Source organism: Ramlibacter sp. PS3R-8 (assembly GCF_037572435.1).
Lineage (GTDB): Bacteria > Pseudomonadota > Gammaproteobacteria > Burkholderiales > Burkholderiaceae_C > Ramlibacter.
In genome coordinates, this window is record NZ_JBBHGT010000001.1 from 478,929 (window position 1) to 502,876 (window position 23,948).

Consider the following 23,948-nt stretch of genomic DNA (forward strand, 5'->3'; position numbering starts at 1 on the left):
GGTCCTACATGCCCGGCCTTGGCAAGGGCGCCCCGAGGGGGTGCTCGACAGTGGATGCTCGGCAGTTGTGGGCGCCGCGTGCCGATAATCCCCCCATGAACCTGCTCTCCGACATCCTGGTGGCGCTGGTCGCCGCGCTCCACCTGTACTTCCTGGTGCTGGAGATGTTCCTCTGGGACAAGCCGGCGGGTTTGCGCGCGTTCGGGCAGACGCTGGAAGCGGCAAGGGCCTCCAGGGTGCTTGCCGCCAACCAGGGGCTTTACAACGGCTTCCTGGCGGCCGGCCTGATGTGGGGGCTGGTCGCCGACAACCAGCCGGTGAAGGTGTTCTTTCTGGTGTGCGTGCTGGTGGCCGGCCTGTTCGGCGCGGCCACGGCCAGCCGCAAGATCCTGTTCGTACAGGCGCTGCCGGCGGCGATCGCCCTGTCGCTGGTGCTGTTCCGGTCGACCGGCGCCTGAGCGGCTTGCCGCTTCAGTAGCCGACCAGCCAGCCCACCAGCGCCGCGCACGCGCACAGCACCGCGAAGGCCTTGGCGCGCGTCACGGCGTCGTCTCGCGACGCAGGCACCGAGGCCCGCGCCGGCAGCAGCCGGTCGCCGTCGACCATCGCCTGCACCAGCTTTTGCCGGCGCACGATGCGGTAGAAAGCAATCGCTGCCACGTGCAGCAGCACCAGCGCCAGCAGCAACCATTGGCCGATCTGCTTGTGCAGCACGTTCGCGATCGCGCCGACTGCCTGGGAGACGCGGTCGTTCAGGGGGCCGGTGAAGCCGCCGCCGTCGTCGCCGGCCATGCCGGTCAGCAGCTGCGCCATCACCACGGCCAGCATCGCCAGCACCGACAGCGCGCCCAGCGGATTGTGTCCGGCGTGCTGGCGCGGATCGTCCTGCTCGCGCAGGTAGGCGAGCACGCGGCCCGGCGTGGGAAGGAAGCTGGCAAACCGCGACCATTTGCCCCCGATGAAGCCCCAGACAATGCGGAACAGCAGCAGCGCCAGCGTGACGCTGCCCAGGCGCGCATGCCACTCCATCCAGGCGCCGCCGGCGTAACCGGTGGCGGCCAGGCCCGCCAGCGACGCGGCCAGGGCCCAGTGGAAGGTGCGGGTCGGCAGATCCCACACACGGACGCGCACGAGACCGCCCGCGGCGCTGCGCGCCTCCGGCTGTGCCGTCGACGGCGGGGCGAGGGGAACGAGGACGCCGTAGCCGGCGTTATTGACTGCGATAGGCATCGTGACACTCCTTGCAGGTATTCGCAGCGGGCCCGAAGGCGGCCTTGATCTGCGCCAGGTCCTGCGTCTTGGCGGCGGCGAGCAGGCGGCCCGATTCGGCGACGAGGCGCTCGCCGTGTTCGCGAAAGCGCGCCGTTTCACTCCAGATCTCCGGGCGGGCGTGGTCGCCCGGGGTGTCGGTGCCCGGACCGAACGCGGTGGGTGCCGTGCGCGCCAGCGCCGCCACGATTTCCGCGTCCTGCAAGGCGGTCCGCGGGTCGAAGGGCAGCCGCCCGCGGGCCATGTTGCCGATGCGCGTGAAGTGGTGATTCATCACCAGCCAGGCGCCCTGGCGGTACTTGACGGCTTCATCCGGACGCGCGAACTGCGCGGCAGCGGGCGTGGCGTAAGCGGCGGCGATCGCGGCGGCGACGACCGCGGCTGCCCCGAGGGTGGTGCGCAGCGCGGGTTTCATTCGCCGGTGTACTCCAGCAGGGCGAGGTACTCCTTGCGATCGGCCTTCTGCCACTGCTTCACGCCGATGTCGGCCAGCAGCGCCGGCTGCGAGTTCATCGCCAGCAGCATCTCGGACAACTTCGCCACCAGTTCGGGTGGCGCTTTCGGGGACGCCAGCACCGACCAGTTCACCACCGGTTGCGTCTCGCCGATCACCATTCCGCCGGCCTCCCGCCACTTGCGCGCGATGGTGGGGTTCACCACGCCGGCTTCGGCCAGGCCGCTGGCCACCTGCGCCGCGACGCTGTCCTGGAAGCGCGTGTAGGAGATGAAGGGGTCGCGCACGCCGCGGTGCCGCAGTTCGGCCTTGGCCACCGCCGCCGTGGCGGAGGACTCGTCGGGCATCAGCAACTTGCGGCCGCCGAGCTGGTGCAGGTCGCGGATCGTGGAGTCCTTCGGCACGATGAAGGCGGAGCGGTACGGATCGGAACGCGCCACCAGCGGCTGGTAGCCGTGGTCCCGCACCAGCTTGGATAGCTGGTTGACCGATTTGCCGAAAACCACCATCGGCTTCTCGTCAGCCACCGCCTGCTGCACGAAGCGGCGGATGTCGATGATCGGATCGATCATCACACTGCGGGTCTTCAGGGACGGCAACAGGTAGTCGGCCCAGTTGCGATAGCGCACCGCCAGCATCGAGATGCTCAGGTCCGCCGTCACGGCTTCGTTGATCAGCAGGCGGGTGCTGGTGGGGGACTGCGCCCACCCCGCGGGGACCGCGCAGAGGGCGGCGCCGCCGAGGGCGCGCAGCACGTCGCGCCGATGCAGGCGGGGGGACGGGGGCAGGGCATTCATTGGGACACCTCCGGGCGTTGCATGGCGCGAGCGGGCTTCAGCGCGACCGGGCGGTCGCGGCCGGCCGCTTCGGCTTCCCAGGCACGCGCCGATTGCACGGTGGACTTGAACACCTCCGCGCTCTCGAGCAGCCACTTCTTGTCTTCCGGCTTGAGCGCATAGCTGTTGCGGAACTCGTCCATCGGCATCTTGTCCTCGCGCACGGACTTGATCAGGCGGTCGATTTCGCCGGCGGCATGGGCGGGCGTCGACAGCAGCACCAGGCGGCTCATCTTGTCCGGGTTGTTGGGCACGTGGCAGCTGGTGCACTGCGACTCGCGCATCTGCAGCGCCAGGTCGCGGTACTGCCGGTCCAGCGCGGGCAGGTACGGGTTCTCGGGCCGGTACAGGCCGTCGAACAGCGTCACCGCGGGTTGCACGCGGCCGCCTCCGTCGGTCCACAGCCACTTCCCTTCGAACTTGTGCTGGACCGGCCGCACGGCGTGCAGCGGCGGGTTGGCGGCGCGGTCGGTGAACTGGGCCGCCTGGATGCGCCCGGTGTGCGGATGCACCCACAGCAGGAAGCCGTTGGCGTTCTGGTACATCGACCACTTCGCCTCTTCGTGCCAGAAGGGGTACGGGAACTGGCCCGGCGCCAGCCGGTTGCGGAAGGCCGCCTCCAGCCGCACCACGTACTGCCGCTCGTGCGGCACCCACTCCACCTGGTAGCGGCCGTTGAACATGAACAGCGGCGCGTACAGGTGGGTCCACGTGTCGGGCGCGAACTGCGTCAGGTTGGTCTGGCGCAGCGTGGCGTTTGCATTGGTGCTCTGGCGGCCCCACAGCACCACCGGCTGCAGGTGGCTGCGCAGCTTGCTGTCCCCATACAGCGCGGAGCGGCAGTGTTCGAATGCCGCGACGTCGTTCGCCTCCGCCAGCGGGCAGCGCGCCGCCAGTTCACCTGCGATGGCCGCGGCCATCGACTGGATCTCGGGCGGCACCGGCGCCGGCTGCTGCGCGGCGGCCGGCAGCGCGGTCCACCAGGCGGCCGCCGCCAGCGCGCCGGCCAGCAGGCGCGGCAAGGTTCGATTGCGGTTCATGCTTCTCACTCCTTCGTGTAATCCAGCAAGGCCAGGTAGTCCTGCCTCTCGGCGGCCGCCCATTGCTTGATGCCCAGCGTGGCGAGCAATGCGGGGGACTGCGTGTTCATGGCCAGCAATGCAGTGCGCAGGAGCGCCACGTCGGCGTCCGCGAGCGTGGGAGCCGCGAGGATCGACCAGTTCACGACGGGCTGCGTCTCGGCCAGCACGCGGCCGCCGCCTTCGGCCCACTTGCGCGCGATCGTGGGATTGACCACGCCGACCTGCGCGAATCCATGGGTGATCTGCTGCGCCACTGCTTCCTGGTAGCGGGTGTGCACCACCTGCGCGCCGTCTGCCCCGACCCGGCGCAATTCCGCCCGCGCGACCGCGGTCGTCGCCGCGAACTCGTCCGGCATGATCACCTTGGCCCGCGTGCGGCCGACATCGGCCAGCGTGAGGATGGCCGAGTCCTTCGACACGATGAAAGCGGCCTTGTAGGCATCGGCGCGCCGCACGAGCGGCTGGTAGTGCTCGTCGCGCACCAGCTTCGCCAGCTGGTTCACCGATTTGCCGAAGACCAGCTCGGGCTTCACGGGCGAGCGGGCGATGGTGAGGAAGCGCTGGATGTCCACCGTCGGCTCGACGTTGATGACGGGGTGGGCGCGCAGTTGCCCGGTGATGTATTCGGACAGCGGCTGGTAGCGCGACGTGAGTACGAAGATGTTGGACTCGCCCGTCACCGCTTCGTTGACGAGCATGCGCCACGGCCTTTCGGCCTGCTTGCGGGCGTCGCCGGCGGCGACGGCTCCGCACGCGGCCACCATGCCACCCGCGCCAAGCAGCCCCAGGAATGCGCGTCGCGCAGCACGGATGTCGGCGCCGCATTCAAGCGCTGGGTGCCTGCTTGTCGTCATTCCTTCTCCCGTTCGTCTTGTTGCGGCGGACTGTGGAAGAAGACGGCGTCGGCGGCAAGCAGGCCGGCCGCACGCGACCGTTGTTTGGCCGCGAACAGCAGCGATTCCGGTGACACGTCGTCACATGCACCTACCTCGGCTGACACATGGCACCGGCTCGGCGGTGCGACCGGTCATTCGACGAGGACGAGCGGCAGCGGCCCCGCCTGCCCTAAGGCGTTGCCGGGGGTGGCTAGGAATATTTCCTGCGCATCCGCTTTTCGCGGTCGCCCGACCTCAATCCGACAGCGCGCGCATCTCGCGGATCAAGTCGGACTTGCCCTCGAAGCCGATGCCAGGCAGGTCCGGCATCGTCACGTAGCTGTCCTCCACCTTCACGCCGTCCGGGAAACCGCCGTAAGGCTGGAACAGGTCGGGATAGGACTCGTTGCCACCCAGGCCGAGGCCGGCGGCGATGTTCAGCGACATCTGGTGGCCGCCGTGCGGCACGCAGCGGCTGGCGGACCAGCCGTGCTGCGCGAGCATCTCCAGCGTGCGCAGGTATTCCACCAGGCCGTACGAGAGCGCGCAGTCGAACTGCAGCCAGTCGCGGTCCGGGCGCATGCCGCCATAGCGCACCAGGTTGCGCGCGTCCTGCATCGAAAACAGGTTCTCCCCGGTGGCCATCGGATTCTTGTAGTAGTTGCGCAGCGCCGCCTGCAGTTCGAAATCGAGCGGGTCGCCTGCTTCCTCGTACCAGAACAGGTTGTATTGCGAGAGCGCCTTCGCATAGGCGATGGCCGTGTCGAGGTCGAAGCGGCCGTTGGCGTCGACGCACAGGCGCTGGCCGTCCTGCAGGATCGACAGCACGGAGTCGATGCGGCGCAGGTCGTCGTCGAGCGAGGCGCCGCCGATCTTCATCTTGACGACCGAGTAGCCGCGGTCCAGATAGCTGCGCATCTCGTCCTTCAGCTGGCGATCGTCCTTGCCCGGGTAGTAATAGCCGCCCGCCGCATACACGAACACCTTGCGGTCGACGCTGCCGTCGCCGTAACGGTCGGCCAGCAACTGGAACAGCGGCTTGCCCTCGATCTTGGCCACCGCGTCCCAGACCGCCATGTCGATGGTGCCGATCGCCACCGAGCGCTCGCCATGGCCGCCCGGCTTCTCGTTCCTGAACATGGTGTCCCACACCTTGTGCGGGTCGATCACGCCGCGGGCGTCGAGCAGCGCATCGGGCTCGGCCTCCATCACGCGGGGCAGGAAGCGCTCGCGCATCAGCTGGCCCTGGCCGTAGCGGCCGTTGGAATTGAAGCCGTAGCCGACCACCGGCTTGCCGTCGCGCACCACGTCCGTGATCACGGCGACGAGGCTCAGCGTCATCTTGCTAAAGTCGATGTACGCATTGCGGATGGGGGAACTGATGGGGACGGTCTTCTCGCGGATTTCGACGATCTTCATGGTGGCTCCTTGGAGCAGGGATCATCGCGAATCGCGCCTGACCGCGCCAATGCCGGTTTTCTCGCCTTCCATGCCGGCAGGGCACCGGTCATGAACTTCTCCTGGCTCGAGGATTTCCTCGCGCTCGCCGCCAGCGGCAACTTCTCGCGCGCGGCCGAAGAGCGGCACATGACCCAGCCGGCGTTCAGCCGCCGGGTGCGCGCCCTGGAGGAGTGGCTGGGCGCCGACCTGTTCGACCGCAGCACGCAGCCGGCCCGCCTCACCGCCGCCGGCGAATGGTTCCGGCCGCAGGCCGAGGACCTGCTGGCGCGCGTGGGCCGACTGCCGCCACAGGCGCGCGCGACTGCCGAGGCGAACGCGTCGACCCTGCGCCTGGCGGCCACGCACATGCTGTCCTTCAGTTTCGTGCCACGCTGGCTGCAGTCGCTGGAGCCGCATGCCGTGCTCGGCCAGGTCCGCCTGGTGTCCGACGTGCTGCAGCATTGCGAGGCGCTGCTGGCGCAGCGGCAGGTCCAGTTCGTCATCGCGCATGGCCTCGCCGGCGCATCCGGCGGGCTCGACGCCGCGGGCGCCCGCTCGCTGGCCATCGGCAGCGATTGGCTGCTGCCGCTGCATGCGCCGGGCGCGCCGGCCCGTGCCTTGCTCGGTTTCAGCGACGAGTCAGGCCTTGGTCGCATCGTGCGGCAGGTGCTCGGGGCGGAGCTCGCGCACGCCGGGTTGCAGCCGGTGTTCACGGCGCACCTGGCCTCGGTGCTCAGAAGCATGGCGCTCGATCGGCGGGGCCTCGCCTGGCTGCCGCAGTCGCTGGTGCACGAGGACCTGCAGGCGCAGCGCCTGCAGGTGAGCGGACCGGCGCACTGGCGCATCCCCGTGGAGATTCGCCTGTACCGCGATGCGGCGCCCCTGGGAGTCCACGCCGAGGCTTTCTGGCAAGCAGCCGAAAAGCTCGCGGCCGGGTCCCGGGCCGAGCCGCTGCGCGTGGGGGAGTGACTGGCGCGCGACGCACGGTGCCAAAGTTGTTGACCACTCTTGTCAGCGGCAGACACGATGGCGGCTCAAGAATGACCGGAGGAGGATCCCGTGATCGCTCGTATCGCCCTGGCCGGCCTGCTGGCTGCCGCCCCCCTGGCTGCCCTCGCGCAGCCGCTGCCGCAGCCAGCCGAAGGCTTCCTGTGCTGCAACATGCGCACCGATGGCAAGTGGATTTCGGATTCCAATTACGCCGAGGGTGGCAAGCGGATGATCCCGGCCGGCACGCCCATCAAGGTGACCGGCTTCGGGCGCCAGCGCGTGCTGGTGGAGTTTCCCGACGGCAAGCAGGCGATCGGCAATGACTACAGCCGCAGCCTCGACCTGACCTCGTTCGCGCAGCGCTACGTCGTCGCCGAAGATCCGAAGCGCAAGATGGCCGGCTACGCGCCGAAGGTCCGCAGGGCCGTCGAGACGGCACGCGTGATGCCGGGCATGACGCGCGAACAGGTGCTGATGTCGCTGGGCTATCCGATGGCCAGCGAGAACCCGCACCTGGATGCGCGGGTCTGGCGCTACTGGCTGAGCAGCTTCGCCGAGTTCCAGGTGGTCTTCGGCCCCGACGATCGCGTCAGGGAGATCACGACCGACCCGCAGACCCGCAACCTGGTCGTCATGGAATAGGCATAAAAAATCCCCTGGGGCACTGCTGCCCGAGGGGATAAGTAGCCGGGAAAGAAACTTGAAAAAGAACCCGGCTCACAGTGTGAGAGTGCACGGAGCGTGCCGGGTTCCCGTGAATCGGCGGGCCCGCGCGCGGTGCAGCGCTTTGCCAACACCACCCTGCGTGAATTTGTCACGAGCTGGAAGTCAGCCCAACGCGAAGCTGACATCTCTTATCGCGTCTGCGGAACCCTTTCTGTAGGATGACTCTGACAAGAGAGGCCCTCTGCATCGGGTCGCTTGCCAGACCCATCTTGCCCGCCGGCGCGCGTTGCGCGACGGCCTCTTCGACAGGAAGACCATGTCCGAACTCACCGCCAAGGAAGACGCCGCCGACACCTCCGGCGCAGCTGCCGGCAACCCGAACGTCTGGCTCAGCATCAGGAAACTGGCGGCCCGGCTGTCGGACTGGTTCTCGATCCAGTCCATCGGCATGAAGGCGCTGGTGCTCGCAGTGGCGGTCCTGATCCCCGTGACGGGGACCTATTCCTTCGTGCTCTGGCAGCGCCAGGCCGCGGTGGCCCAGCAGGTGAAGACGATGGCCGGACAGTCCGGCGGCGAATCCCTGTGGACCCTGGACGAGGCGATGCCCGTCGTGTTCGGCACGGGTTCGGTGCTGGGCTTCCTGGAACAGAACACGGTGGAGCGCATAACGGTGGTCTACAAGCCGCTGATGTGGAACATCTCGGAGCGCATCCTGTTGATCGAGTCGGGCGGCAAGCAGTACGCCTATTACCCGAGCGACATGGAAACCAAGATCTTCGCGGACAAGGCCGTCACCGCCAGCTGGGGCGGCAAGCTGGTCTTCATCCCGCGCGGCGAACTCACCGCCACCAGCCTCGGCATGCTGGAAAAGCTGGATGAACGCTTTGCCGGCGCCAGGCCGCAGTCCGAAAAGGACGGCTGGAAGGCCGGCGTGAGCGGCGCGCTGTCGGCGGCCCTGACGCTGGGCCTGCTCGGCTTCCTCGCCTTCCACCTGAAGGGCCAGTTCAAGTCGCTGCGCTTCATCGAACCCAGCCAGGTGCATGGCTCGATCGGCGACCTGGTCGGCATGGACGACATCAAGAAGGAAGTGCGGCAGATCAAGGACCAGTACGAGCGGCGCGCCGCGTACGCCGAGTACGGCATCAACAAGCCGTTCAACGTGATGTTCAGCGGCCCGGCCGGCACCGGCAAGACCAAGCTGGCGAGCTACCTGGCCAAGGAGCTGAACCTGCCGATCCTGTTCCATTCGGCGGTGAACCTCGAGACGGGCTTCGTCGGCGGCGGCGCCAACACGCTGTCGCGCATCGTCTCCATGGCCAAGCGCCGCAAGCGCTGCATCGTGTTCCTGGACGAGGCGCAGGACCTGTTCATGAAGCGCGGGGGCAACCGCAAGTTCGACGACGACACGCAGAACATGCTGCTGGCCATCCTGGACGGCGTGCGCACCAAGGCCGAGGCCGAGATCATCTGGATCGTCGCCTCCAACTTCAACAGCGAAACGATGCCGATGGACGAGGCGATGCTGCGCCGCTTCCAGATGAAGGTGGATTTCCGCCTGCCCAACAAGGAAGAGCGCCGCTCGATCATCGAGCACTACCTGAGCCAGCGCTCCGAGAAGGTCGTCAACACCCTGGACATGCGCCACCTGGTGGAGGTCACCGAGGGCCGCAGCCCGGCGGACCTGGAGACCATCGTCAACCAGGCCGGGATCACCGCGGTGCAGGCCGGCGAGCTGATCGACACCGAGACCCTGATGCGGGCCGCGGAGCGCGTGATGGTGGGCAACGTCAACACCAACACCACCAAGGAGCGCGAGCGCGACCGCCGCATCATCGCCATCCACGAGTGGGGCCACTTCCTGGTGGATTTCGAGCTGGAGCGCAAGCGCGCCGGCAGCGACTGGGAAAAGCTGCAGGCGGAGATGAAGACCATCAAGATCTCGCTGAAGGCCAATCCGCGCAACAACGCGCTCGGCTTCGTGTTCCACAAGCAGGGGTCCAACCTGCTCAAGACCAAGTCCGACATCGAGCACGACGTGCGCGTGCTGCTCGGGGGCATGGCCAACGAGGAGCTGTTCTTCGGCGAGGAAGGCACGACCAACGGGGCCCACAACGACATCACCCGCGTGACCAAGCTGCTGCACCACGCGGTCGCCGAGATGGGCATGTACCGCAAGACGCGCCTGAATTTCGGCGCCCTGAACGAGTCGGCCTCGCGCACCGTCGATGACGAGACCCGCTCCATCATGGAGCTGCAGAGCGAGCGCCTGTACAGCGAAACCAAGGCCACGCTGGCGCGACTGAAGCCGCTGACCGAACACCTGGCGGGCAAGCTGATGGACCAGGGCGAGATGAGCCTGAAGGACGCGCTGTTCGAGATCCGCTCGTTCGAGGCCGCGTGCTTCAACTTCGATTCGAAGGTGGGGCTGAACGGCGCGGCGGCACAGACGCCGGCGCCCGACGCGGCCTGAGCACCCCCGGCGCATGAAAAAAGGCGGCCGCAGGCCGCCTTTTTGCTGGAACGTTGCCGGTTACTTCTTGGGGACGGGCGGCCTGGCGCCGGCTTGCGGCGCCGGTGCCGCGGCGCCGCCGGCTGCGTTGGGGGTGATGCCCAGGCGGCGGGCGATGCTTTCCTCGAGCGCGCGAACGCGCGGCTCGATCTGGGGACGGGTTTCGGCCACCACCTTCTCGGCCAGCACCTTCTGCATGTCGCCACCGAGCTGCTGGAACTTGGCGAAGACCGGCGATTCGAGCATGGTGGCGATCTGCTTGAGTTCGTCTTCGGTGAACTTCTCTTCGAGCAGCGCGCCGACGGTGGAGGGCGCCAGCCGCGCCGCGCGCTCGCGCACGATCGGCATGGTCTCGTCCACGAACTTGCGCGCATCGGCCTGGATGTCCTTGGCCACGGCCTCGCGGCGGTCGGCCGCGACGCGGGCGGGGAGGGCGGCGCTGGCGCGCGCCATCATCTCGAGCGCCGGCTCCTCGACGAGGCCGCGGGCGAGCTGGTCGATGCCGGGTTGCTGCGCCTTCACGATGCGGGCGGCGAGCTCTTTCTTGGCGGGGGTGGATTGGGCCTGCACGCTGGTGCAGGCGACGGCGATCGCGAGGATCAGCAGGGTTTTCTGGAACATCGGACCAGTTTAGCCGCTGCGCGCGGCGTAACCACCCGTGACGGTCGTTGGCCCTTCATTGCGTCCTACATCCAGCGAAACCGGCGTCGCACGGCAGCGCGCTCGCTTGTCTTGCCGCGCCAGCGATGACGCCAGCCTACCCTGCATTCAAAGGCCAAGGAGGATTCCACCATGTCCGAAGACGCAGGCAAGAGCACCGACAGCGACCAGCTGCTCATCCACCTGGAGCCCGCCTGGGAGCGGCGCAACTGGTGCAACTGGCTGGGCTGCAGCGAGGCCGAGCTGGAACATGCCGTCGCGTACGTCGGGCACGACCCCGACAACGTTCGCCGGTTCCTGCGCCAGGCCCGCTGACCCGGCCGGCGCGGATGCGCCTAGACTCGGGGTGACGTGGAAGACGGCATCCTGCATCTCGATGAAGCCAGCGCGCGGCAGCTGGTGCTGGTACGTGCGATCGAGGACGTCGACACGCAGGGCAAGCTGCTGAGCGAAGTGGAGCGGGACCAGCTGGAACGGGATGCGCTCGCCGCCATCCGCCCGTCGACCGGCGGTGTGGATCACGCCGAATACCTGCAGCAGCGCGCCCGCCGCATGCTGGCGGCGGTGGAAAACCGCAACCCGCGCGTCGCCGCCTTGCAGGACCCGGAGCCCTGGCGCAACTGGCTGATGGCGGGCCTGCCGCTGGCGGTGTGCGTGCTGGGCGCGGCGATCGACCGGATCGACAACCCGCAGCAGGTGAACATGCTGTCGCCCCCGCTGCTGGGCGTGATCGCGTGGAACCTGGCCATCTACCTGCTCCTCGTCGTCTCCGTGCTGCTGCCGGCGCGAATCGCGCCGCAGTTCCCGCTGGCGCGCCTGCAGCGCTGGGCCAGCGGGGTGCGAGGCAACGGCCGCCGCACCGGGCGCCTGCGCACGGACGTCCTGGCCCGCTTCCAGCACCAATGGCTGCAGGCCACCAGCGCCCAGCAATGGCTCTGGTGGAAGCAGCTGATGCATCTCTGTGCGGCCGGCTGGGCGGTGGGGCTGATGATCTCCATCGTCGCCGGCGGCGTGGTGCGCGAGTACCGGGTCGGCTGGGAAAGCACGCTGCTCGGGGTGGAGCAGGTCCACGCCTTCCTGCAGCTGCTGTTTGCTCCCGTCGTGGCGTGGCTGCCGTTCGAGGCCTTCAGCGTGGCCGACCTGCAGCGCATGGCCTTCCGCTCCGGTGCCGCCATCGGCGTGGAAGAGGCCAGGCGCTGGGTCTGGATGTACGTCGTGCTGCTGGCTCTGCTGGTGGTGTTGCCGCGCCTGCTGCTGGCGTCCGTGGCTGCGTGGCGGCGCCGCAGCCAGGGCCGGGCGGTGCGGATCGACCTGCGCGACCCGTACTTCGTGCAGGTGCTGGCCCGGGTGAGTCCGGCGCGCATCACCATCGGCATCCTCGGCGCCGGTCCGGCGCGCGAGCCGCTCATGCGGATGCTGCACGAGGTCGCCGACCGTGCGCCGCCGGAGCCGGGGTCCGCGTGGACGGTGCTGAGCACCGCCAAGGGTGACGTGCTGCGCGTCTTCGACGTGCCCGACGGCTTCCGGCCGCCGGCGCCCGCCGCCACCGCCGTGGCGGGCAGCGCGATGGCGGCCCAGGCGTGGCTGCAGGACCTGTTGGCGCGCTTCAAGGCACCCGCGCCCGCGCGACTCCCGGACGCGGTGCAGTCTTCGCTGGCGGAGACCGACCTGATGATCCTGCTGCCGCAGCGCGTCGGCGACATGGAAGCCGCCACGCGCTTGCTGCACTGGGTGGCGCAACCCGCGCTGGTGCTGGCGCCGGCGGACGCGGCCTTGTACCGAGACGCCGTGCGCCGGCTGGGCATCGCGGCCGACGTGCTGCCGCTGGAGGCAAGCACCTCGCACTGGATGTGCGACGCGCTGCTGCTGGATGCCGCCGCGGCCCGCATCGCCACCAGCAAGCGCGCCGGGTTCGAGCGGCTGGCCGCCACCTGGCACGATCGCCATGCCGTGCGCTTCGGCGAGGCCATGCGGGTGCTGGCCACCGAGCTGGTGCGCGCGGCGCGCGACACCGAGGAAGTGGGCAACGCGCCAGTGGGCCTGCGACACCTGGTGAACACCACCGAGCGCGAGGCGGCGCAACGCGCGCGCGAAGCGGCGCGCGCGGCCTTGCTCGAGCGCGTGCGCGCCGGCGAGGCCGACGTGTTCGCGCGGCTGGTGCAGCTGCACCGCACCGGCAGCCCGGTCGCCGTCGTCGCGGCGGCCCGGCTGGAGAGCGGCTTCACCGAACAACGCACGGTCGACACGCCGCAAGCGGGAATGGCCGGCGCAGCGACCGGAGCGGCCATGGGCGCGGGGATCGACCTGCTGACCGGCGGACTCACCCTGGGTGCCGCGGCCGCGTTGGGAGCGGTGATCGGCGGCGGGGCCGCCTACGTGGCGGCAGCGTGGAAGAACCGCACCGCGCCGGGCGGGCAGCCGCACGTGCAGCTCGGCGACGAGCTGCTGCAGAACGTGGCCGAGAGCCTGCTGCTGGCGTACCTGGCGGTCGCGCACCGCGGCATCCGGCAGGGCGAGTCAGCGCCGCCGGCGGGCTGGCGCAGCGACGTCATCGCCGCCGTCGAAGCGCGCCGCGAAGCGCTGCAGGAGTTCTGGCGGAAGGCGCGCTCCGCTGCCGACGGCGCCGAGGCGGTGCCGCCCGTGGCGTCCGAACTGCAAGAGATGGTGCGCGGGCTGTTGCCGCGCCTGTGAGGCGCGGCAGGAACCTGCCTAGGCGCAGCGCGATTGCGCCGCGACGCGCAGCAGTTCCTCGACCGCGGGCAGTTCCGCAGGCTTGGTGAGATGGCGGTCGAAGCCGGCGTCGCGCGTGCGCTGCCGGTCGTCCTGCGTTCCCCAACCGGTCAGCGCCACCAGCAGCGTCTTCTGCATGCCGGGCAGCATGCGCAGGCGGCGCGCCACGTCGTAGCCGCTCATGTCCGGCAGCCCGATGTCCAGGAACACGACGTCGAGGGCTTGCGACTGCGCAACCTGCAACGCCTCTGCGCCGGTGTGCGCGATATGCGCCGCATGGCCTTCGATGTCCAGCAGCACGCCCAGGCTTTCGGCGGCGTCCGTGTTGTCGTCCACCACCAGCACGTGCAGCTGGTCCGGCTTGTCGCCTTCGACCGGCGGTGCGACGCCCGCGCTGGGTGCGACTGCGGGGGCCAGCGGCAAGCGCACCGTGAATGTGCTGCCCTGGCCGGTGCCCGGGCTGGAAGCCGACACCGTGCCGCCGTGCAAGCCGACCAGGCTTTGCACGAGCGACAGGCCGATCCCCAACCCGCCCTGCGGCTTGCTGGCGCCGCCAGGCACCTGGGCGAACATCTCGAAGACCTTGGAGATCGCATCCGCATCGATGCCGACGCCGGTGTCGGTGACCGACAGCACCGCTTGCTGGCCTTCGGTCCGCACGCGCAGCGCGATGCGCCCGCCTTCCGGCGTGTACTTGGCGGCGTTGTTCAGCAGGTTGCTCACCACCTGCGCGATGCGCGTCGGGTCGGCGTCCATCGGCAGCGGCTGCGGCGGCAGGTCCACCGACAGCGTGTGGCCGCCGGAGTTGATCAGCGAGGCGCTGGTCTCGACGGCCGTGGCCACCACCTCCTTCAGGTCGATGATGCGCCGGCGCAGTTCCACCTTGCCGGTGCTGATGCGGGCGACGTCCAGCAGGTCGTCGACGAGGTGCACCATGTGCTGGACCTGGCGCTCCATCATCTGCCGGGTTTTCTCCAACAGTTCCGGCTTGGTGGACGCCATGCGCATCAGGTGCAGGCCGTTCGACAGCGGCGCCAGCGGGTTGCGCAGCTCGTGCGCCAGCGTCGCCAGGAACTCGGTCTTGCGCCGGTTGGACTGCGCGAGTTCCTCGTTGAGCCGCCGCATGTCCTGCTCCGCGAGCAGGCGCTGCGTGATGTCGGAAAACAGCACGGCCACGAGGTCGCTGCCCGGTCCCCCCAGGCGGCTCGCGTAGATGTCGAACCAGCGCTTCCAGGCCTTGGCCTCCTGGACGAAGCGGGTCGCCTCGCCGGTCTGCGCCACCCGGTCATAGACACCGAACCAATCGTCCTCGTGATCGGGGACGAGCTCGCTGATGCGCTTGCCCACGGCATCCTGGAAGCCGGTATGCATGCTGAACGCCTCGTTCGCTTCCTCGAACTGGTAGTCCACGACCTTGCCGCGTGCATCGCGTTGCAGCTTGATGACGCAAAAGCCCTCGTCGATGGACTCGAACAGGGCGCGATAGCGCTCCTCCTTGGCCTCGAGGCGCTGCTCGAAGTCGCGGCGGTCGCGGGCGCGCAGTTCTTCCTTGCTGCGATACAGCTCCACGAACACGCTCACCTTGGCCTTGAGCACCTCGGCCCGCAGCGGCTTGGCCAGGAAGTCCACGGCGCCGAGCGCATAGGCCGACAGCATCGCCTCGTCGGGATCGTCGCCGGCGGTGACGAAGAGGATCGGCGTGAAGCGCGTCCGCGCCCGCGCGCGGATCTGCCGCGCCACTTCGAAACCGTCCATGCCGGGCATGCGCACGTCCAGCAGCACCGCCGCGAAATCCCGGGTCTCGAGTTCCTTCAGCGCCTGTGGGCCCGACATCGACCGCACCATGTTGACGCCCAGCGATCCCAGCGCGGCTTCGAGCGCGAGCAGGTTGGCGGGCTGGTCGTCGACGAGGAGGATGTGGGCGGGAAAATTGTTGTGTGGCACGGGGACCGGCAGGCAAACGCACAAGGCGCGCTGGGCGGAAGTCTAAGGTGCATCCAACCTCGTCGGGGCGCAGGTGCCGAGTTGCCGGAGTTGTCCTGCGCGAGTCGGCGCGCGGTCCTACACGCGAACGTTTTGCCGGTTCGCAACCACGGCGTGCAAGGCGGCCGCTATACTGGATAAATGAACAGTGACACCGGCGCAGCGCCCTGGCTCTATCGCGCCGGACCCGCGCTGCGGCTGCCGATGGTGCAAGGCACGGTGCGGGCAGGCTTCCCGTCGCCCGCGGACGACTTCTCGGTCAAGCGCCACGACCTCAACGACCTTCTCATCACGCATCCCGCCGCCACTTTCTTCTGGCGGGTGCGCGGCAGTTCGATGCTGGGCGCCGGCATCGCCGACGGCGACATCCTGATCGTCAATCGCGCGCTGGATCCGGTTCACGGCGACATCGTCGTGGCGGAGATCGACAACGACTTCACGGTCAAGTACCTGCACCAGCGCGCCGGCAGGATCAAGCTCGTGGCGGCCGATCCCACCTTTCCCGACATCCTGCTGCGCGAAGGCCAGACGCTGTCGATCTGCGGCGTCGTGACCGGAGCGGTCAAGAAGTTTCGCTGAGCAGCGGCAGCGTGGCCTGCAGCGCCGGGTCCGCCGGGCCGTGCGCAAACAGTTCCGGCGGTGGCAGGCGCACCAGCGCCATCGCGTCCTCGACGCTGCCGTTCAGCCACTGGTCCCAGTGCTCCCGCTCGATCGGGATCACGGAGCGCTTGTCCTGCGCGTGGGCCGGCAAGGCGGGGTCCGGCTTGTGCATGCGACTGAGCAGCGGATGCGCGTCGCAGTTCTGCGTGAGCAGCGTGTAGCTCGCCACCACCTCGCCGGTCTGCGGATCGGTCCATTCGTTCCAGAGTCCGGCCAGTGCCCACGGCGCCTGGTCGCGCCGCGCGAAGCGCCACCACACGTTGCGTCCGCTGCCCCAGTAAGGCTCGTCGTAGTCGACCGCGGGCACCAGGCAGCGCTGGCCGCGCGACCAGGGCCCCTTGAAGCTGGGTGCGGTGGCCACCGTCTCGATGCGGCAGTTGTTGGTGCTGATCGGCCGCCCGCCGCGACCGGTGGGCCGGCGCGCGGGGCTGAACCAGGGGATGAGCCCCCATTGGCCGACGACGGCCGAGCCGGCGCGAATGAAGGGTCCTTGCTGCCAGGGGCCGATGCCCTGGGTGGCATACAGGGGCTGTGGCTCTTCGAGCAGGGTGAAGCCGAACACGTCGCGCACGACGGTCACGCTGACGGGCCGGTAACGGTTGCACATGCCCCATTTTCCCCCAGCATGAAAAAGGGCCGCAACGCGGCCCTCGGAAACCCTGCGGCCATGCCGCAAGACTTGCTTACTTCTTCTCGGCGGCCTTCACTTCATTGGCAGGGGTCACGTTGACCTTCGGCACGGTCAGCGTTTCCTTTTCGGTGTACACGCCGACCTTCGGCACGTCCACGGTCTTCTGCTCGGTCGTCACGTCCACCTTCGGCGCGGTGACGTCGTACTTCGGCAGCGTCACGTCGCCTTCCTTGGTCTTGGACACTTCGAACTTCGGCGCCGTCACGTTGCCTTCCTGGGTCTTCTGGACATCGCAGCCGACGAGGGCGATGGAGGCGGCGGACACGATGCCGGCGATCACGAAAGCAGATTTACGCATGGCTAGACTCCCTTGATTGATTTGGTGCTGCGAATTGTGGGAGGCCCGTGAAAGCCCGGCTGTAAGACCCGGACGGCAACGGCCGTCCGACGTGCGCTTCCCGCTGTGCTTGCGAAGCCCTACGAAACTCAGGCGTCGCCGGGACGCGACAGCACTTCCGTGAGGGTGGCGTGCACCTGCGCGGGATCCGCGGGCTTGACCAGGTGCGCGGCGAATCCCGCCTGCGCCGAACGCACGAGGTCCTGCTCGCTGCCGTAGCCGCTGAGCGCGACGACCGGAAGTTCGCGGGACAGGGCCTTGCCGACATCGATCCCGCTGCCATCCGGCAGGCCCAGGTCGGTGAGCACCGCATCGAAGGAAGACGCCCGCGCGGTGGCCAGGGCATCGGCGCAGGTGCTCACGTGGTGGACGATGTAGCCGTACTCCTGCAGGCACAAGGCCAGCACCATGGCCGCATCCTCGTTGTCCTCCACCAGCAGCAGCCGCGTCCGCGCCGCCGCGACCAGGGAGCTCTCCGCGCGCGGCGCCGGGGACGCGACCGACCCGGCGTTGGCGAGGGGGAGGGTGATGGTGAAGGTGGCGCCGTGGCCGCGCCCGTCGCTTTCGGCGCGGATGCCGCCGCCATGCTGGTGCATCAACCCTTGCGCGATGGCCAGGCCGAGGCCCAGGCCGCCATGCCGGCGCGACACTTCTTCGTCGGCCTGGTCGAAGGGGTTGAAGACGCGCGGCAGCGCTTCGGCCGCGATGCCGATGCCCGAGTCGGTGCAGGCGAGGGTGAAGAGCCCGCCGTCATCCCACGACCGCAGCACCACGCGGCCGCCGGCCGGCGTGAACTTGATGGCGTTGCGGACGATGTTCCACAGCACCTGCTGCATGCGGGCCTGGTCCGCATCGACCCACGGCGCGGGCGCCTCGAGCCGCAGTTCCAGCTCGATCGCCTTGTCCTGCAGCGCCTGGGCCACCATCTCGACGACGGCGTGCGTGAGCTGGTGCATGTCGACGCGTGCGGGATGCAGGCTGACCTTGCCCGCGCTGATGGCCGTCAGGTCCAGCAGGTCGTCGATCAGGCGCGCCTCGAGCGCGACATTGCGCCGGATCATCGGCAGCAGGTCGCGATGGCGCTCGTCGACCTTGGCGGCCTTCTCCAGCACGTGGACGGCGGTGGTGATCGGCGCCAGCGGCGTGCGCAGTTCGTGCGACAGCACGGCCAGGAAGCGGTCCTTGGCCTGGTTGGCCCGGTCGGCCTCCTCCTTGGCGGCGCGCAGCGCCTGCTCCGCCAGGTAGCCTTCGGTCCGGTCGTGCACCAGCTTGCAGAACCCGCTGCGCAACCCCTTGTCGTCCTCCAGGGCCGTCAGCACGCCCTCCGCCCACAACCGGCGCCCATCCCGCGCGACGAGCCAGCGGTCGTCGCCCGCCTTGCCTTGCTCGCGCGCCCGCTGCATCTCGGCGCGCCAGGCCTCCTCCGGGCTGTCCTCGGGCGGAAAGAGCAGCGCAGCCGAGCGGCCAAGCACCTCGGATGCCTCGTGGCCGAAGACGTCGCGCGCCGCCTGGTTCCAGAAGTGGATGCGGCCGGCGTCGTCCAGCAGGATCACGGCGTAGTCGCGCAGGCTGTCGACGACCTTGGCGAACGTGATGCCCGCGCGGCGCAGTTGCCGCTCGGCGTCGTCCCGGCCGCGCCGGTCGTCCGCTTCGCGCAGGGCCCGGCGCAGCACCGGAGCCAGGCGCGCCAGGCGCGATTTGCTCACGTAATCGGTTGCGCCGCGCTTGAGCAGTTCCACCGCATTGTCGTCGCCGATGACGCCTGACACGAAGATGAACGGCGTGTCCGGCGCGCGGGCATTGCGGTGATCCAGCAGGTCGGCGCCGGTGAAGCCGGGCAGCTCGTAGTCCGACAGGATCACGTCGAAGGACGCGCGGTCCAGGGCCTGGCAGAAGGCATCCTCCTGCCGCAGCACCTGCAGATCCACGTTGGGGTAGGCGCGTTCCAGCTGGACGCGCAGCAGTTCCACGTCCAGCCGCGAGTCTTCCACCAGCAGGGCGCGCAGGGCGCGCGGATCGGCCGCCGCCTCATTCATGCCGGCGCCTCGCCGAACGCAAGGATCCCGGCGGCGGTTCGTTGAGCACGGCCCAGAAGATGCCCAGGTCGGCGATCGCCTCGACGAAGTGCTTGAACTCCACCGGCTTGACGACATACGCGTTCACGCCCAGCTGGTAGCTGCGCAGGACGTCGGTTTCCTCATGCGACGAAGTCAGCATCACCACCGGCACGCTGCGCAGCCGATCGGTGTTGCGGACGGTCTGCAGCACCTCCAGGCCGTTCACCTTGGGCATCTTCAGGTCCAGCAGGATGACGGCAGGATTGCCCTCCGGGCGCTGCGCGTACTCGCCGCTTCGCATCAGGTAGTCCAGCGCCGCCTCGCCGTCGCGCACCACGATGACCTCGTTGGCCAGCTGGCTGCGCTCCAGCGCCACCAGCGCGAGTTCCAGGTCGCGAGGATCGTCCTCCACGAGCAGGATGGGTTTGAGCATCAGGAACCTTCCTCGTTCTTCAAGACGCTTGCGGCGTCGCTTCTGGTGGAAGCGGGAGCGGGCAGCACGAAGCCGAAGGTGGCCCCGGCATCCGTTTCGCCGCGCGCCCAGACATTGCCGCCGTGGCGCTCGACGATCCGCTTGACGTTGGCCAGGCCGATGCCGGTGCCGTCGAACTCCTCGGTGCCGTGCAGCCGCTGGAACACCCCGAACAGCTTGCCCACATATTTCATCGGAAAGCCGACGCCGTTGTCCTGGATTTCCAGCCCGGTGCCGGCCGGCACCGAGACGGCCGCGACGCGGATCTGCGCCGTCTCGCGATGGCGGGTGTACTTGGCGGCATTGGACAGCAGGTTGCGCAGCGCCAGCTGCAGCAGCAGCGGATCGGCCCACAGGCGCGGCAGCGGGGCCTGCAGGTGCCATTCGATGCGGCGGCCCGTTTCCTGTGCCCGGATTTCGGCGATCAGGTCCTCCACCAGCGGTCCGGTGTCCACCCAGGCCGGCCGCATGCCAGCGCGACCCAGGCGGGAGAAATCCAGCAATGCATCGACCAGCTGGCCGGCATACGAGGCGGCGCCCTTGACATGCTGGAGGTAGCGCAGCGCGCGCTCGTCGAGCTGGGGGTTGTCCCCGACCACCAGGTCCACGTAACCCGCGATATGACGCATCGGCGCCCGCAGGTCGTGCGACACGGTGTAGCTGAAGGCTTCCAGTTCCTTGTTGACGCGTCCCAGTTCCAGGGCGTGGCCCGCCATCTCCTCTGCCCGCCGCAGCACCAGCGCGAGCAGCGCCTGGCGCAGTTCCAGCACGGCGGCGTGCTGCGCCACCAGCCAGGGCGCGCTGCGCCCGCGCACGCGTTCCTGCCAGCTTTCGAAGCTCTTGCGGGGATGGATGCGGCCGTCCGAAGGCACCGTCTTGCGGGGGTCGCCGGCCCACTGGATCGTCTGCACCAGCTCGGGTCGGAACCACAGCACGACGTGGCGATGCACCTGCGAGATGGACACTGCCAGCGCACCCGCGCAGCCCGGCAAGAGGCCGGCGCCGCCGGGATAGACCTCGGCCAGGCGGTCGCTGCTGAACACGTCCTGTCCCCGCTCCACCACCCAGTGCGCAAGCTTGCGCACCTCGTCCTCAGCCGGTGTCTGGCCGACCGTCCAGCAACTGTTGTTCAGCACGACGGCCGCACCTGCGGCATCCGCGAGCGCGTGCAGGTTGTGGTCGGGTTCCACGAGTTGCTGCAGCGTCCCGTCGGTCTCGGCCATCATCGCCACCAGCCGCAGCACGCGCTGGTGCAGCGACAGGCGCTGGGCCACGTCCGCATTGGCTTCCTGCGCCTGGATCTGCAGCGACAGCAGCCGCCCGAGGTGCTCGCACGCCACCCGCGTCTGCAGTGTCAGGTGCTTCGCCTCGTGGTCGTGGCAGGAAACCAGTCCCCAGAGACGTCCGCGGGCGACGATGGAGACCGACATCGACGCCAGCGTGCCCATGTTGCGCATGTACTCCAGGTGCACCGGAGAGACGCTGCGCAGCGCGGCGAAGCTCAGGTCCAGGGCGCCTGCTTCCACCCCGTCGCTCGCCGGCACGAGCGGGACGGGGTCGTAGTTTGCGTCCGGGATCACGCGGACGTGGTTGATGCGATAGAGCGCGCGGGCCTGCTGCGGAATGTCCGACGCGGGGAAGCGGTGGCCGGCGTACGACGGGTAGCCGGGATCGGCGCGCTCCGCCAGCACTTCGCCGTGACCGTCGGAGTCGAAACGGTAGACCAGGCAACGGCCGAAGCCGGTCAGGCGTTTCATTTCCTGCGCGACGATCTCGCACAGTCGCACGACCGAGTCCGCCTGCTGCAGGCGCGGCAACAAGTCGCGTGCGACGGAGTAGATGGGCGCGTCCATGCTGGCGGCCGGGCCGGCAGGCTCGTACTCCAGGACCAGCGTGTCGCCCTGGCGGTGCGCGCCGACGTCGAAGGTGCACCCGTCGAGCGGCACCGTGCCGATCCACGCGGGCGAGTGGCCGGATGGCAGCCGGGCCGCATCCGGCGCCAGGGCGCGCAGCGCATCGCGGGCCGCGGCGGCACTTGGCCAGTTGGCGCTGTAGGCGAGCAGGCGTCCGTCGTGCGCGTGGAGCACGGCCATGCGTCCGTGGGGCTGGATCGCGCCGGGCAGCCGGATCGGCTCGTCGGCGCACTGCGACAAGTCGGGCAGCGGGAGCGCGCTCATGCCAGTGCGCCCTCCAGCAGGGCGGAGAAGTCGTCGAAAGTCGCGCACGCGCCGGCGCAAGCCAGCGAGACCGCCGCAGGCGTCGCCAGTTCCTGCTCGAGCAGCTGGCGGAATTCGCGCCACATGGGGCCGGTGGACTCGCCCCATCCGTGGAAGTAGGCGGCCCCCGTGTCGGGCCGCAGGCCCTGTGCCGCCAGCGCGCGCGCGATCACCCGCCCGCCCAGGGCCGAACCTTCCATGACGTAGAGGGAGCCCCAGGCCGCGGCCCCGGTGGCGATGGGAGTGAGTTGCACGGGCAGCGTCGACGCCGCGATGCCCAGGACCTGCAGGTCGCGCGCCACGAAATGCCGGCGCGACCGGGCTTGCAGCCAGGGTTGCCGGGCGGCCGGCAAGCCCGCCGCCACCGTCGACTCCCACGCGGACAGGAAGCCGTCGAACGCCTGCAGCACCGTCGCATAACGCGCAGCGTCGCCGAGCAGACGCAAGTCCATCAGGCGGTCGAGTCGGAGGTGATGGTCGCGGGTGGCGGCGCGCAGGGCGGCCAGCGGGGCATGGAGACCGGGCTCCAGCAGGGCAGGTTCGGCGAATTGCAAACTTCAGGAGACGCGAGGGGCGTTCGACGCAGGAAATTGGATGAGCTGGATGCTGTCAGACTCGGCGCAGGCGCGTTGTAGGACACGGCAGCAAGATCACGTTGGAATGGACTGGCACAGACGCCCCGGCGGGCTGTGTACATATACAGTGCGACCATGTACGCACTCCTCGACGGCAACAACTTCTACGTGAGCTGCGAGCGCGTTTTCCGGCCCAGCCTCAACGGCAGGCCGGTGGTGGTCCTGTCCAACAACGACGGCTGCGCCATCGCCCGCAGCAACGAGGCCAAGGCGCTCGGCATCCGCATGGGAACGCCGTTCCACGAGATCCGCGCCAGGCTCGGCGAAGACCGCGTGGTGGCGTTGTCGGCGAACTTCACGCTCTACGGCGACATGAGCAACCGCCTGATGGCGATCGCGGCCGGCCTCGGCCCGGCGCAGGAGATCTACTCCATCGACGAATGCTTCGTCAGCCTGGACGGGGTGCGCGGCGACCTCCTCGAGCGCGCGTCGCGCGTGCGGCAACGGCTCGTGCAGTGGATCGGCATCCCCTGCGGGATCGGCATCGGGCCGACCAAGACGCTCGCCAAGCTGGCCAACCACGTTGCCAAGGACGCCGAACGCCGGCCCGGGGCCAGCTACCCGGCCGCGCTGGCGCAGGTGTGCGACCTGGGCCGGCTGCCGGCCGGCTGCACGCGCGACCACGTCCTCGCGGCCACCGCCGTGGGCGACGTGTGGGGCATCGGCCCGCGGATCGGCCGCCAGCTCGAAGGCGACGGCGTCCGCAGCGCGCTCGACCTGGCGCGCGCCGACGCTGTTTCGCTGCGGCGCCGTTTCGGCGTGGTGGTGGAGCGCACGGTGCGCGAGCTGCATGGCGTGTCCTGCATCGGTCTCGAGGACGTCCCGCCGCGCAAGCGGGAGGTCGCATGCACGCGCGCGTTCGGCGAGCCGGTGCGAACCCTGGGCCCGCTGCAGGAGGCGGTGAGCGAATACGCAGGCCGCGCCGCGTTCAAGCTGCGCCTGCAACACGGGCGCGCGGGGCAGGTGCTGGTGTTCATCCACACCAATCCGTTCCGCCGCTCCGAAAGGCAGTACGCGCGCAGCGCCACGGTGCCCCTGCGGCGCCCCAGCGACGACACGGCCAGCATCACGCAGGCTGCCCTGCGGGCACTGGTGTCCATCTGGCAGCCCGGCTACCGCATCCACAAGGCCGGCGTCATGCTGCTGGACCTGCAGGACGCCGGCGTGGAGCAGGGCGAGCTCGGGCTGGAGGCGGATGCGCAACGTGAGGCGGGCGGGCGGCTGATGGCGGCACTGGATCGCCTGAACGATCGCTATGGCCGCGGCACCGTGCAGGTGGCAAGTGCGGGGCTCGGCGGGGACGCGCGAAGCTGGACGATGAAGCAGCAACGGCGCACGCCGCAGTACACGACGTGCTGGCAGGACCTGCCCGTGGCGCGGGCTTGA

Annotated in this window: 22 protein-coding genes; 8 read left to right on the forward strand and 14 right to left on the reverse strand. The window is 69.3% G+C overall.

The window, feature by feature from the left end:
• Positions 1–95 precede the first annotated feature (95 nt).
• Positions 96–458 carry a DUF1304 domain-containing protein gene (locus WG902_RS02255; RefSeq protein WP_340058267.1) on the forward strand — a complete coding sequence of 121 codons (363 nt, stop codon included), beginning with the start codon at positions 96–98 and terminating at the stop codon, positions 456–458.
• A gap of 13 nt (positions 459–471) precedes the next feature.
• Here WG902_RS02255 and WG902_RS02260 read toward each other — a convergent pair whose 3' ends face one another.
• The 6 genes from WG902_RS02260 to WG902_RS02285 form a co-directional block, all read right to left on the reverse strand.
• Positions 472–1,230, reverse strand: coding sequence for a cytochrome b/b6 domain-containing protein (locus WG902_RS02260; protein ID WP_340058268.1), 759 nt, complete (start codon positions 1,228–1,230; stop codon positions 472–474).
• The gene (locus tag WG902_RS02265) at positions 1,211–1,684 is read right to left on the reverse strand and encodes a c-type cytochrome (RefSeq protein ID WP_340058269.1); all 474 of its coding nucleotides are present in this window, start codon (positions 1,682–1,684) and stop codon (positions 1,211–1,213) included. The genes WG902_RS02260 and WG902_RS02265 overlap by 20 nt, the downstream gene beginning before the upstream one ends.
• On the reverse strand, positions 1,681–2,520 hold the full coding sequence (locus tag WG902_RS02270) for a phosphate/phosphite/phosphonate ABC transporter substrate-binding protein (RefSeq protein ID WP_340058270.1): 840 nt from the start codon (positions 2,518–2,520) through the stop codon (positions 1,681–1,683). The genes WG902_RS02265 and WG902_RS02270 overlap by 4 nt, the downstream gene beginning before the upstream one ends.
• Positions 2,517–3,599: a hypothetical protein gene (locus WG902_RS02275; RefSeq protein WP_340058271.1), complete on the reverse strand. Its 1,083-nt coding sequence runs from the start codon at positions 3,597–3,599 to the stop codon at positions 2,517–2,519. The genes WG902_RS02270 and WG902_RS02275 overlap by 4 nt, the downstream gene beginning before the upstream one ends.
• A 5-nt stretch (positions 3,600–3,604) precedes the next feature.
• The gene (locus WG902_RS02280) at positions 3,605–4,495 is read right to left on the reverse strand and encodes a phosphate/phosphite/phosphonate ABC transporter substrate-binding protein (RefSeq protein WP_340058272.1); all 891 of its coding nucleotides are present in this window, start codon (positions 4,493–4,495) and stop codon (positions 3,605–3,607) included.
• A 276-nt stretch (positions 4,496–4,771) separates the two neighbouring features.
• Positions 4,772–5,935 carry a mandelate racemase/muconate lactonizing enzyme family protein gene (locus tag WG902_RS02285; protein ID WP_340058274.1) on the reverse strand — a complete coding sequence of 388 codons (1,164 nt, stop codon included), beginning with the start codon at positions 5,933–5,935 and terminating at the stop codon, positions 4,772–4,774.
• 90 nt (positions 5,936–6,025) lie between these two features.
• Between WG902_RS02285 and WG902_RS02290 the strand changes: the two genes are divergently transcribed.
• The 3 genes from WG902_RS02290 to WG902_RS02300 all read left to right on the forward strand — a co-directional run bounded on the left by WG902_RS02290 (position 6,026) and on the right by WG902_RS02300 (position 10,082).
• Entirely contained in the window at positions 6,026–6,925 is a 900-nt protein-coding gene (locus WG902_RS02290) for a LysR family transcriptional regulator (RefSeq protein WP_340058276.1), read from the forward strand.
• A 90-nt stretch (positions 6,926–7,015) separates the two neighbouring features.
• The gene (gene bamE / locus WG902_RS02295; RefSeq protein ID WP_340058277.1) at positions 7,016–7,588 is read left to right on the forward strand and encodes an outer membrane protein assembly factor BamE domain-containing protein; all 573 of its coding nucleotides are present in this window, start codon (positions 7,016–7,018) and stop codon (positions 7,586–7,588) included.
• A 340-nt stretch (positions 7,589–7,928) separates the two neighbouring features.
• On the forward strand, positions 7,929–10,082 hold the full coding sequence (locus tag WG902_RS02300; RefSeq protein ID WP_340058278.1) for an AAA family ATPase: 2,154 nt from the start codon (positions 7,929–7,931) through the stop codon (positions 10,080–10,082).
• A 60-nt stretch (positions 10,083–10,142) separates the two neighbouring features.
• On the opposite strand, the gene WG902_RS02305 is transcribed toward WG902_RS02300, so the two are convergent.
• Positions 10,143–10,742 (reverse strand): hypothetical protein, encoded by a 600-nt coding sequence (locus WG902_RS02305; RefSeq protein WP_340058279.1) that lies wholly within the window; start codon positions 10,740–10,742, stop codon positions 10,143–10,145.
• A gap of 171 nt (positions 10,743–10,913) precedes the next feature.
• Here WG902_RS02305 and WG902_RS02310 point away from each other — a divergent pair, with 171 nt between their 5' ends.
• Both WG902_RS02310 and WG902_RS02315 read left to right on the forward strand, forming a co-directional pair.
• Positions 10,914–11,096: a DUF3606 domain-containing protein gene (locus WG902_RS02310; RefSeq protein ID WP_340058280.1), complete on the forward strand. Its 183-nt coding sequence runs from the start codon at positions 10,914–10,916 to the stop codon at positions 11,094–11,096.
• Positions 11,097–11,132: 36 nt separating this feature from the next.
• On the forward strand, positions 11,133–13,472 hold the full coding sequence (locus WG902_RS02315; protein ID WP_340058281.1) for a DUF3482 domain-containing protein: 2,340 nt from the start codon (positions 11,133–11,135) through the stop codon (positions 13,470–13,472).
• Positions 13,473–13,490: 18 nt separating this feature from the next.
• Here WG902_RS02315 and WG902_RS02320 read toward each other — a convergent pair whose 3' ends face one another.
• A complete protein-coding gene (locus tag WG902_RS02320; RefSeq protein WP_340058282.1) occupies positions 13,491–15,455 on the reverse strand; it encodes a response regulator in 1,965 nt (654 codons plus the stop codon).
• Positions 15,456–15,635: 180 nt separating this feature from the next.
• Between WG902_RS02320 and WG902_RS02325 the strand changes: the two genes are divergently transcribed.
• Complete coding sequence (locus WG902_RS02325; protein ID WP_340058283.1) at positions 15,636–16,073, forward strand: LexA family protein; 438 nt, start codon at positions 15,636–15,638, stop codon at positions 16,071–16,073.
• Here WG902_RS02325 and WG902_RS02330 read toward each other — a convergent pair.
• The 6 genes from WG902_RS02330 to WG902_RS02355 all read right to left on the reverse strand — a co-directional run bounded on the left by WG902_RS02330 (position 16,057) and on the right by WG902_RS02355 (position 22,481).
• Positions 16,057–16,761, reverse strand: a complete 705-nt coding sequence (locus WG902_RS02330; protein ID WP_340058284.1) for an SOS response-associated peptidase — start codon at positions 16,759–16,761, stop codon at positions 16,057–16,059. The genes WG902_RS02325 and WG902_RS02330 overlap by 17 nt on opposite strands.
• A gap of 76 nt (positions 16,762–16,837) precedes the next feature.
• Positions 16,838–17,143 carry a hypothetical protein gene (locus WG902_RS02335; RefSeq protein WP_340058285.1) on the reverse strand — a complete coding sequence of 102 codons (306 nt, stop codon included), beginning with the start codon at positions 17,141–17,143 and terminating at the stop codon, positions 16,838–16,840.
• A gap of 128 nt (positions 17,144–17,271) precedes the next feature.
• Positions 17,272–19,218 (reverse strand): hybrid sensor histidine kinase/response regulator, encoded by a 1,947-nt coding sequence (locus WG902_RS02340; RefSeq protein WP_340058286.1) that lies wholly within the window; start codon positions 19,216–19,218, stop codon positions 17,272–17,274.
• Complete coding sequence (locus WG902_RS02345; protein ID WP_340058288.1) at positions 19,211–19,672, reverse strand: response regulator; 462 nt, start codon at positions 19,670–19,672, stop codon at positions 19,211–19,213. Before WG902_RS02345 ends, WG902_RS02340 begins: the two co-directional genes overlap by 8 nt.
• Positions 19,672–21,888 (reverse strand): ATP-binding protein, encoded by a 2,217-nt coding sequence (locus WG902_RS02350; protein WP_340058289.1) that lies wholly within the window; start codon positions 21,886–21,888, stop codon positions 19,672–19,674. The genes WG902_RS02345 and WG902_RS02350 overlap by 1 nt, the downstream gene beginning before the upstream one ends.
• On the reverse strand, positions 21,885–22,481 hold the full coding sequence (locus tag WG902_RS02355) for a biliverdin-producing heme oxygenase (RefSeq protein WP_340058290.1): 597 nt from the start codon (positions 22,479–22,481) through the stop codon (positions 21,885–21,887). Before WG902_RS02355 ends, WG902_RS02350 begins: the two co-directional genes overlap by 4 nt.
• A 156-nt stretch (positions 22,482–22,637) precedes the next feature.
• Here WG902_RS02355 and WG902_RS02360 point away from each other — a divergent pair, with 156 nt between their 5' ends.
• Positions 22,638–23,948: a Y-family DNA polymerase gene (locus tag WG902_RS02360; protein WP_340058291.1), complete on the forward strand. Its 1,311-nt coding sequence runs from the start codon at positions 22,638–22,640 to the stop codon at positions 23,946–23,948.